General features: G+C 71.3%; 3 protein-coding genes. All 3 read right to left on the bottom strand.

All coding sequences use genetic code 11. The features are described 5' to 3' along the window. The coding region (gene rph / locus ACIRDX_RS22125; RefSeq protein WP_396627585.1) for a ribonuclease PH at positions 1-715 on the bottom strand (715 nt) is incomplete at its 3' end. A gap of 90 nt (positions 716-805) precedes the next feature. Beyond that, a complete protein-coding gene (locus tag ACIRDX_RS22130; protein ID WP_396627586.1) occupies positions 806-1,444 on the bottom strand; it encodes a GerMN domain-containing protein in 639 nt (212 codons plus the stop codon). Beyond that, positions 1,444-3,030, bottom strand: coding sequence for an N-acetylmuramoyl-L-alanine amidase (locus ACIRDX_RS22135; RefSeq protein WP_396627587.1), 1,587 nt, complete (start codon positions 3,028-3,030; stop codon positions 1,444-1,446). Before ACIRDX_RS22135 ends, ACIRDX_RS22130 begins: the two co-directional genes overlap by 1 nt. Positions 3,031-3,246 lie beyond the last annotated feature (216 nt).

Raw genomic sequence — 3,246 nt, forward strand, 5'->3', positions numbered from 1 at the left:
GGCCGACGATGGCGGCCTGCAGCGTGATGAGCTCGTCGATGCCCTTGCTGCCGAGGTCGAGCAACTGGTCGAGCACGGCGCGCGGGAATGGTTCCTTCTCTGCCGTGCCCTGCACCTCGATGAAGCGGCCGTCGCCGGTGCGGATCACGTTCATGTCGACGTCGGCATTGGAGTCCTCGTCGTAGGCGAGATCGAGCATGGGGACGCCGGCAATCACGCCGACACTCGTCGCCGCGAGGTAGTCCTTCACCGGGATGTCCTTGATCTGCCTGGCCTCGAGCATGTGCTGCATGGCGAGGACCATGGCCACGAAACCGCCGGTGATGGCTGCGGTGCGCGTGCCGCCGTCCGCCTGGATGACGTCGCAGTCGATCCAGATGGTCCGCTCGCTGAGCTTGGTCATGTCGACCACCGAGCGCAGCGAGCGTCCGATCAGTCGCTGGATCTCCTGCGTGCGGCCGCCGACCTTGCCCGCCGTCGACTCACGCTGCACGCGCGTCGTCGTCGCGCGCGGCAGCATGCCGTACTCGGCCGTCACCCAGCCCTTCCCGGAGTTGCGCAGGAACGGCGGGACGCGGTCCTCGACGCTGGCGGTGCAGATCACGCGCGTGCGGCCGGTCTCCACGAGGCACGACCCCTCGGCGTGCAGCGAGATGTGAGGGGTGATGACACAGGGGCGAAGGGCGTCGTTGGCGCGTCCGTCTGAGCGAGGCATGGAAGGACAGTGTAACAACACGGATACTTGTCGGCAGTCGGCAGTCGGCAGTCGGCAGTCGGCAGTCGACGGTCGGCAGTCGACGGTCGCCTACTGCTGCTTCGGTATCGCGGCCGTCGGCGTCGGGGCACTCGGCGCGTCGGGCGCGTCTGCGCCGGGCGCGCCCACCCAGCGCATGTTGCGGGCGAGCGGATGCCGCAGGTCGACGTGGCCGGCGAGGGTATCGACCTCCTGACCCTCGACGAGGATCTGCACGCCCTTGATCGCCGGGAGGTTCACCGTGACCGCGTTCACGATCGCGTACACCGCGAACAGTTCGTCCAGGCTGCCGCCGCGGTGGTTGACGACGGCTTCCTTCGAGAGATCGACGAAGGCGGTGCCATCCTCGGCGACGAAGATCTGGCGGACCCGCGTGCCCTCGGCGATGGCCTGCGCGAGGGGCGCCGGCGCGGGCTGCAGTTGTGCCTCGATCAGGGCGCGGGCCTGATCGGCGGGCGTGGTGCCATAGGGCACGTCCGCATCGACGGCCGTGAGTCGGAGACCGTCCTCGGCGACGTAGTAGAGGCTGGCGCGGATGCGGCCCGTCGCTTCGCCGGTCGCCGCCGCGTCAGGACGCGGCACCTCGACGGTGGCCGGAGTCAGCAGGCGCGGCACCACCACCAGTCCGGCGATGGCGAGCAGGACGGCCGTCATCACGCCCAGCACGGCCACGACGATCGTGCGTCGCATCAGCGCGGGTCCTGCGACGGCTGCGTCGGCGCCTGGGCGGTGCCGACACGCTCGCTCGTGGCCTTGAAGCGGACCACGGCGGCCAGCATCGCGTTGACCAACTGCGCCTGGTAGTCGGGCGTGTTGAGCCGTTTCTCCTCGGTGGGATTGGTGATGAACCCCGTCTCGACGAGCACGGCGGGCATGTTGGCCCCGACCAGCACCCGGAACGGCGCCTGCTGGATGGCCCGGGGCGACATCGGCACCCGCTGCCGCATCTCGGTCTCGACGAGCCGCGCAAACCGCGCCGACTCGTTGAGGTGCTGCGCCTGCGCCATCTCCCACAGGATCAGGTCCACGCTGCGCTCGCCGCCCCCGAAGGTGGGCAGCAGGGCGCCCGGTTCCGCGGCGCTGGCGCGTGCGGTGCCGTACTCGCCGAGCGTCACGTAGAACACCTCGGCGCCGGTCACCGACGAGCGCACCGAGGCGTTGGCGTGGATCGAGATGAAGAGATCCGCCTTGTTGTTGTTGGCAAACGCGGCGCGCGAGTCGAGGGCGACGGTCTCGTCGCCCGATCGCGTCAGCAGCACGCGGATGCCGAGGCGCGCCTCGATGGCCGCCTTGAGCTGGCGCGCCATCGACAGCACCACGTTCTTCTCGAGCGTGCCCGTCGGACCGCGCGCGCCGTTCTCCGTGCCGCCGTGGCCCGGGTCGATCACGATGGTGCGCAGGCCGGTGGCTTCCGGCAGCAGCGCCGGGCCGGGCTCGTTCTGGACCTCCCCGGGGGCGGCCGGCGCTGGCTGGTCCGTCGTCGGCGAGGGGGCGGCGGGCCCCGGCGTCGCGGCCACGACGTCGACGGTCAGGCGCAACGTCGCGCCCTCGCGCTGCTCGGTCGCGCGGTAGCTGCCGAACTGCGGGCCCAGGCCGAGTTCGAGGGTGGAGGGCGGAACCACCCGGGCGCCGGCGAGCAGCGCACCGGGTGTGAGGCCGGTGAGGTCGGCGTCGAGGGCGTCGGCGGCGAGGCGGACCAGCAGGCGCCCGTTCTCGTTGACGAGGGTCTGCGGCACGGCCGGCGTGATCGTGAAGGTCAGCCGCGTCCCCGTGGGCAGCGGCTCGTTCCGCACGGTGACCGCAGGGACGCTGAGCGACCCCACGACGACGAGCGAGGAGCGGCGGCGGACGTCGATGCGCGGCGAGGACCCCGGCGCCAGGGCCCGCTCGATCACCTCGACCGGCAGCAGCCACGTGGTGCCCTGCCGTGTCGGCGGGGCGGGCAGGCTGACGACGCGTCCGTCGACCGACGCCAGTCCCTGGGTGAGCGACACCACGATGGTCCGAGCGCCCATCGTGAGGACGAGGCCGCCGGCGCGGTCCTCCTTCAGCACCAGGCCGAACAGCCCGCTGAGGTCGGCCCCGCTGACGTACTCCCGGCCGTTGACGACGGTGACCGGCAGGGGCTGGGTGCCGCTGGTGGTGAGCACGGTCCAGACCCGCCGGGCCGGAGCCGACGCGGGCGCCTGCTCGGCCGTGCGCGCACCCGCCACCGGGACGAGCAGCGTCGCGCCAGCCAGCAGCAGTCCGGGCATCCAGCGACGGAGGCGAGTCACGACCCCAATCATAGAAGGTCTATCGGCAGCGGGGGAAACGCGGACAGTACAAGGGACAAGGGAGGAGTACGCCAGTCACAAGGGAGGCAAGGGAGGAGGGACAGGGGCGGCGAGGGACAAGGGAGGAGTACGCCAGTCACAAGGGAGGCAAGGGAGGAGGGACAGGGGCGGCGAGGGACAAGGGAGGAGTACGCCAGTCACAAGGGAGGCAAGGGA

This window comes from Luteitalea sp. (assembly GCF_044337415.1).
Taxonomy (GTDB): domain Bacteria; phylum Acidobacteriota; class Vicinamibacteria; order Vicinamibacterales; family Vicinamibacteraceae; genus Luteitalea.

Bases quoted from the DNA above. Each gene is read 5' to 3' on its own strand.
- ACIRDX_RS22130 (WP_396627586.1), bottom strand. From the start codon at position 1,444: ATGCGACGCACGATCGTCGTGGCCGTGCTGGGCGTGATGACGGCCGTC.